Source organism: Pseudoalteromonas sp. SG43-6 (assembly GCF_014164365.1).
GTDB lineage: Bacteria > Pseudomonadota > Gammaproteobacteria > Enterobacterales > Alteromonadaceae > Pseudoalteromonas > Pseudoalteromonas rhizosphaerae.
This window is the reverse complement of the sequence record NZ_JACJEZ010000095.1, coordinates 1-6982: the sequence shown is the minus strand read 5'-3', so window position 1 is coordinate 6982 and position 6982 is coordinate 1. Positions and strand designations below refer to the sequence as shown.

The 6982-nt window shown below is 41.9% G+C and carries 7 protein-coding genes; 4 read left to right on the top strand and 3 right to left on the bottom strand.

The window, feature by feature from the left end; translation table 11 throughout:
• Positions 1-266: 266 nt before the first annotated feature.
• Together H5201_RS21845 and H5201_RS21840 are read right to left on the bottom strand one after the other, a co-directional pair.
• A complete protein-coding gene (locus tag H5201_RS21845) occupies positions 267-1427 on the bottom strand; it encodes an HDOD domain-containing protein (RefSeq protein WP_182718915.1) in 1161 nt (386 codons plus the stop codon).
• A gap of 57 nt (positions 1428-1484) precedes the next feature.
• Positions 1485-2066, bottom strand: a complete 582-nt coding sequence (locus tag H5201_RS21840) for an aminodeoxychorismate/anthranilate synthase component II (protein WP_182718914.1) — start codon at positions 2064-2066, stop codon at positions 1485-1487.
• A 268-nt stretch (positions 2067-2334) separates the two neighbouring features.
• On the opposite strand from H5201_RS21840, the gene H5201_RS21835 reads away from it, so the two are divergent.
• From H5201_RS21835 to glpD, 3 genes are all read left to right on the top strand, one after another.
• A complete protein-coding gene (locus H5201_RS21835) occupies positions 2335-2580 on the top strand; it encodes a YdcH family protein (RefSeq protein WP_145238021.1) in 246 nt (81 codons plus the stop codon).
• Between the two features lie 175 nt (positions 2581-2755).
• Positions 2756-4258 carry a glycerol kinase GlpK gene (gene glpK / locus H5201_RS21830; RefSeq protein ID WP_182785386.1) on the top strand — a complete coding sequence of 501 codons (1503 nt, stop codon included), beginning with the start codon at positions 2756-2758 and terminating at the stop codon, positions 4256-4258.
• A gap of 47 nt (positions 4259-4305) precedes the next feature.
• The gene (glpD, locus tag H5201_RS21825) at positions 4306-5799 is read left to right on the top strand and encodes a glycerol-3-phosphate dehydrogenase (protein WP_182785384.1); all 1494 of its coding nucleotides are present in this window, start codon (positions 4306-4308) and stop codon (positions 5797-5799) included.
• A gap of 7 nt (positions 5800-5806) precedes the next feature.
• On the opposite strand, the gene H5201_RS21820 is transcribed toward glpD, so the two are convergent.
• Entirely contained in the window at positions 5807-6205 is a 399-nt protein-coding gene (locus H5201_RS21820) for a thioesterase family protein (protein ID WP_182785382.1), read from the bottom strand.
• A gap of 31 nt (positions 6206-6236) precedes the next feature.
• On the opposite strand from H5201_RS21820, the gene H5201_RS21815 reads away from it, so the two are divergent.
• The gene (locus H5201_RS21815) at positions 6237-6941 is read left to right on the top strand and encodes a 2OG-Fe(II) oxygenase (RefSeq protein WP_145238009.1); all 705 of its coding nucleotides are present in this window, start codon (positions 6237-6239) and stop codon (positions 6939-6941) included.
• Positions 6942-6982 lie beyond the last annotated feature (41 nt).

The following is a 6982-nucleotide window of genomic DNA, read 5'->3' as shown; positions in this document are numbered from 1 at the left end:
CGATTTAATCACGGCGCGAGATTTGTAACCTAGTGGGCTAAGTAAAAATTGAGCAAAGCTTCCGCGTCCTGCTCACGCCCCTTACTTACATCCATGTAAGTAACAAAGAGTTAATCGCCCCTAGGAAGAACCCTTCGGGCAGCGCGTGTTTGGCATTGATGCTGCGTTATCGCCTATTTATGGGGAACAACCACACTACATAGGCTCTGCCTTGCCTAAATACCAAACACACTGCTGCAAATTCAACCTCGAAAGATAAACACGCCCTAGTCAATTTTAATATGAAAGTGCTGCAAATTGGTTTTTTCAAGCTGCTCTAGTTCCTGTTTTGATAACCCAACGTAATCAAACCAGAGTGATTTTTCATCACTTTCCACCAGCTGATGTTCGCTCAAAGTAACACATTGACTATAACAACGTGCCTTTTGCATTAACATTGCTAATGGCAATAGTGAATCCCCTTTGGACACACCATTAATCAACTGCGATAACACAGCATTAAAAGGTAAATACCGAAACGCCATTTTATCAATCACCGTCGCCGTGACTTTTAGCGCATGCTGATTAAGTAAAGTACTTAAAAATAACGGATCAGGTTTTAACTCTAACAATGCGGTGTGAAGATCTTTATGTTGGTCTTCTCGGGCAAGGGTTACTTTGCGCTGCCACACTCGTTCGAATGTGCGTAAATAGAGTCGAATCAAAGCTATCTTGCCAACATCGAGTAACATACCCAAAGTAAATGCATGTACTTCATTAATACCATTGAGCTTAGCCAACTCTTGCGCCGCAATCGCGCAAGCCATTGAGTTATCGCGTAGGCGACGCTTTAATAATGGAAATGGTTCGGTGCTGTGTGGCATCCAATGACGTACCGCAAAGGTAGGTACTACAAACTGTAAGTTGTCTAAACCAATATAACGCAGAGCTAAAGAGGGATTATCAACTTTTACCGAAGTATGTTTATTGCGCTGCGCGCGATAATAAGGCAAATTCACAAAAGCAACTAACTCACGTCCTAACCAAGTTAAATCTTTAACTAATGGCTCAAGGCGTCCTACCGATGCTGATTTTACCGCAAGTATGTCTAAAATCGCGGGGACATTATCTTCAATACCAATGATTTCATGTAGTACCGTATCAATATCGGCTAACTGCTTGTTCATGGCAGTATCAATAACTTGATGTAACTGCTGGCTGGCTTGAGCGCGGTACTTATGATGCGAAGTACTGGAGAGTTTACGTATTTTTTGCGCAGCAACTTCAACCTCAAGTAAGGTACGCTGCTTTATCGCTTCACCATAATTTATATCTAGAGTATGAATATAGCCAATTTGACGTTGCGCAAAGCTATGTCCAAGCAACAAGTCATGGGCTCGCTGCTCTAATGCCTTAGCTGTCCTTTGTTGGCGTATTTCATCTGTCATTAATAGTTATCTTTTATAAATAAATTAAGGGAAGCTACTACGTTTGTTAGCATAAGCCTAGAACCGAGTTAAAAAGTTAGCAAGTAATTCAAGTCCTCGCTGCGTTAAAATTGCCTCTGGGTGAAATTGTACCCCCTCTAACGCTAAGCTATTATGAACTAAGCCCATTATTTCATCTAACTGGCCACTTTCAGTTTCGGTCCAAGCGGTGATCTGCAACTCATCAGGAATGCTATCTTGTTCAACAACCAACGAATGATAACGGCAAACTGTTAATGGATTTGGTAAGCCGGCAAATACACCTTGATTAGCATGATAAATTGGCGATGTTTTGCCATGCATCACTTGCTTTGCCCTAACAATGTTCGCACCTAATGCTTGTGCTATTGTTTGATGACCTAAACAAATACCTAAAATTGGAAATTGACCTTTTAGTTGCTCAATAAGCTCCAAAGATATACCCGCTTCATTTGGTGAGCATGGGCCGGGAGATATCACGATATGCTGAGGGTTTAACTGGGCAATTTGACTAACCGAGATCTCATCATTGCGCTTTACTAGCACCTCTTGATCTAAACGTTGAAAATACTGTACCAAATTGTAGGTAAACGAGTCGTAGTTATCGATCATTAAAAGCATGTAATAAAGCACTCAAAATAGAAATTGTTTGCAGGCAACTGCCTGCGTTCATATTCTAACTTAAGCCCGCACGAGTGTCAGTGTTTTGTATTCAGGCAAAGGGAAATTACTTTAATAACGATAATACTGAGCTTGATGTTGATTTATTTTAAATCAGCCCAAGCTCTATTGTATTGGCAAAACGCCTCAGAGCATTTAATTTGACTAAAACCCATGCGTGTTTATCTATCGAGATTAATATGTAACACGCTTTAATAAGGAGCGACCTATGTTAGGCGAAGATCATTCATTAACTAAAGATTTCCCTGAATACCAAAGCACTATCACTAAGCTCAACACTGATAATGAAGAGTTCGCGGCAAGGGCAAAGCAATACAATGCAATTGATAAAGAAATCCGTGTCCTGGAGTTACAAGATGCCCCTATTGATGATGAAGCAATGCATCAATTAAAACACGATAGAATGGCATTAAAAGATTGGCTCCATCAGCAATTAGCTGATGCTGCCAACTAATAATTATATTATATATATCTGGCGCTTATTTAAAACTAAGCGCCCGCACTGAGCCTTAACTCCCTTTCACTCATCCTATTTGCCTAAAATTACATCCATTATGGTGCAAAAGCATTGCTATTCGTTTAGCTTAGAGACAAGCTATCTTTATCTAAGTTAAATAACATTATATTTTATGTGCAAATACATACTCTCGATTGACCAAGGAACGACGAGCTCTCGCGCCATCTTATACACCAAAGATGCCGAGGTTTTTGGCACAGCCCAACAAACTTTCCCGCAGCACTTTGTGCAAAATGGTTGGGTTGAACACGATCCTGTAGATATTTGGCAAACCGTATTCGCGAGCGTTAAAAACGTATTGGCGCAGCAACGGGTAACGGCTGCCGACATTATTGCCATAGGCATTGCTAATCAACGAGAAACCACCTTAGTGTGGAGTAAAAAAACTGGGCAACCTATTTACAACGCGATTGTGTGGCAAGACCGACGCACTAGCCAGTACTGTGATAGTTTGCGCGATGCTGGGCACAGTAAAACCGTCAATGATAAAACCGGCTTATTACTCGATCCGTACTTTTCTGCCACCAAAATTCGTTGGATCTTAGATAACGTCACTGGCGCTAAAGAGCAAGCACAAGCAGGTGAGCTGGCGTTTGGTACGGTAGACACCTACTTACTATGGCAATTAACCGATGGTAAAGTACACAAAACCGATGCAACCAATGCCTCTCGCACATTACTGTTTAACATTCACCAGCAATGCTGGGATGAAGACTTACTCGCCTTATTTGATATTCCAGCCTCGATGCTACCTGAAGTAATGGACTCAGCGGCTGACTTTGGTGTTACTAGCAGCGAGTTATTTGGTGGTGAAATTCCAATTAACGGCATAGCGGGTGATCAGCAAGCCGCTTTAATTGGCCAAGCTTGTTTTGAAGAAGGTATGGCAAAAAGCACCTACGGAACAGGCTGTTTTTTAATGCTTAACACCGGCGATAAAGCACTAAAGTCAAACAATCGCTTATTAACCACCATCGCATATAGACTTAACGGCAAACCTACGTATGCCATTGAAGGCAGTATTTTTATGGCAGGTGCCACCATGCAGTGGATTGTAGAGGGCTTGAAATTATTAGAAAGCGCGGGAGAAAGTGAAGCCCTCGTCAAAGGTGTTCCCTTAGATCATGGGGTATTTTTAGTGCCCTCTTTTACAGGTTTAGGCGCTCCCTATTGGGATGCCAATGCCCGAGGTGCTATTTTAGGGCTTACTCGAGATTCAGGTATTAGTACGATTGTCGCTGCAGCTTTGCAATCAGTGGGTTATCAAACTAAAGATTTACAAAAAGCGATGGAAGGGGATGGCTTGCGCCCCAGCATCTTGCGCGTTGACGGCGGTATGGCTAATAATAATTGGGCTATGGAGTTTTTAGCTAATATTTTAGGTGCGAGTGTTGAGCGCCCCACCTTAACCGAAACCACCTCGCTTGGCGTCGCCTATTTAGCAGGCCTGCAAAGTGGTGTTTATGAATCAACAGCACAACTGGCAACTATGTGGCGATGTGACCGCCGCTTTGAGCCAACTATGAGTAGCTTTGAGCGTAACGATTTATATGCAAAATGGCTACATTGTATTGCGCAAGTGACGCTTGCTAATAATCCGCAGAATGACGGCTAATCGCGTTAATATAATCTGGCATTAACAACTAACTTTAAGGTTCACCCGTGCAGTTACTCGATAACGAATATGATTTACTTGTCATTGGCGGTGGCATTAATGGTGCTGGTATTGCAGCAGATGCAAGTGGTAGAGGCTTGAAAGTATTATTGTGTGAGCAAGACGATTTAGCCTCAGCCACCTCATCAAACAGCAGTAAGCTTATTCATGGCGGGCTGCGCTATTTAGAGCACTATCAATTTAGGTTAGTAAAAGAAGCATTGCTAGAGCGTGAAGTGTTATTAAAAAAAGCACCGCATATTATTTGGCCGCTCTCGTTTAGGCTTCCTCATCAGTCACATTTGCGGCCGCCATGGATGATCCGCCTAGGATTATTTATTTACGACCATCTAGGAAAACGAGACACGCTACCCGCTTCCAAGTCGATTATTTTCACAAAAGACAGTGTGCTAAATGCATCAATTACACAAGGGTTTGAATATGCTGATGGCTGGGTAGATGACGCGCGTTTAGTGATCTTAAACGCCCTTGCCGCCGAACAACACGGAGCAACCATAGCAACGCGTACTCGTTGTATCAAGGCACAGCGCAATATTGAACATTGGGATGTAACTCTAGCGCAACAAACGACCCAGCAGCAACTACAAATCAAAGCCAAATGCATTGTTAATGCCGCAGGCCCTTGGGTTGCTTCATTGTTTGATAATGTATTTATTCAGCCATCACCACAGCATATTCGCTTAGTCAAAGGCAGCCATATCGTGGTGCCACGTATTCATCACGAGCCATGTGCCTATATTCTCCAAAATGAAGATCAACGTATTGTTTTTGTCATTCCTTTTGAAGATGACTATTCCTTGATTGGTACTACGGATGAAGAATATACCGGCACCATTAAAGATGTAAAAATTAGCGAACAAGAGATTAGTTACTTAATCAATATTACTAATCATTACTTTAAAACCCCGATTGAAGCGACTGATATAGTACATACATTCAGTGGCGTACGGCCATTACTCGATGACCACTCAGCAGATGCTCAAGCTGTAACCCGCGATTATAAGCTGATATTAAATAATGATGATAATCAGGCTGCTTTGTTAAGTGTGTTTGGCGGAAAAATAACTACTTATCGAAAACTGGCAGAAAATGCTGTGGACAAACTCGCGCTATTTTATCCTCATATGACTGAAGCGTGGACAAAAAGCGCGCCGTTACCAGGCGGAGATTTTAGTGAAAAAGCGACGTTAATAACGCAACTACAAGTAAAATACAATTGGTTGCCTGAGTTATTATTAAATAGGCTGGTACGCTCCTATGGCACGCTAACTAATGCACTGCTAGGTAATTGCAGTGCATTTGCTGACTTAGGTTGTCATTTTGGCCATGGTCTATACGCTCAAGAAGTCGATTACCTAATTGCCAAAGAGTGGGCAAAAACCAGCGATGACATATTGTGGCGTAGAACAAAGCTCGGGCTACGCTTTAGTAAAGCGCAAGTCACCGCTTTAGATAACTACTTGCGCACCTTAAATTACTAACTACACATTAAGAAGCTGCAATAAAATGCTCATTTAAGGCTGCTTTTTCAATACTAGATAAAGCTTGCTTAGCTTTAGCGGCAAAGTCGTAACGTACCAGCACTGTTTTACCGATTGCGCAGCATTTATCTTGCTGCCACGCCTCTTGGCGAAGCACAAATGAGCTGCTGCCAATATGCTCTACCAATGTTTTAATATTTACTTCATGCGAGTAAAACAACTCACCTACAAACGACACCTCAATTTTAGCAATAATAAGCTTCCAATCGTGAGGATTTAAATCGGGGGTAAAAAATTTAAAAATAGGTGCACGTGCGGCTTCAAACCAAACAGGGAGTACGGTATTGTTGATGTGTCCGAGTGCATCCGTTTCGCTAAAGCGCGGCATCACTTTTTCAGTAAACATAATAATCCAATAATAATTAAACAGGTAACTCATGACGGACTTTATCCGCGTGTATGACAACGCGCTCAGTAATGACTTTTGCGATAACTTTATCACCACCTTTTCGCAAAGCCCGCATATAAAACAAGGGATGACATCAGGCGGCATAGATCTTAATAAAAAAGATAGCCACGACTTACACTTAAACAATCATCCTGAATACGCTGAGCAATTAAAACATATTCAACAAACTACTGCACAATATGTTTTTAACTACATTGAAGAACATATTTTTATAATGATTGGGGCGTTTGGTTTAAAAGTGTACCACCCCCAAACAGGACAACCTGTTGATTTAACGCAAGCTAATTTTGACGAGGTAGGTAAACCGCAATTACCTTTATTGGTACAGCAAATTTTTCGACTCGGTAATATCCAAGCGCAAAAATACGAAGTTAACAAAGGCGGCTACCCGTATTGGCATAGTGAAGTGTACCCACAGTTACACCATAACGAAGCACTGCATCGAGTATTGTTATTTATGTTTTATTTAAACGATGTTGAAGAAGGCGGTGAAACCGAGTTTTATTATCAAAATCGTAAGATAGCTCCGAAAAAAGGCACTATGGTGATTGCCCCAGGCTACTTTACTCATACTCATCGCGGTAATAAACCTGTGTCGAATGATAAATATATTTTAACGTCGTGGGTGCTGTTTAACCGCGCAGAACAAATATACGGGCAGCCACAGGCCTAAGCGGTAAGCGGTAAGCGGTAAGCGGTAAGCGGTAAGCGGTA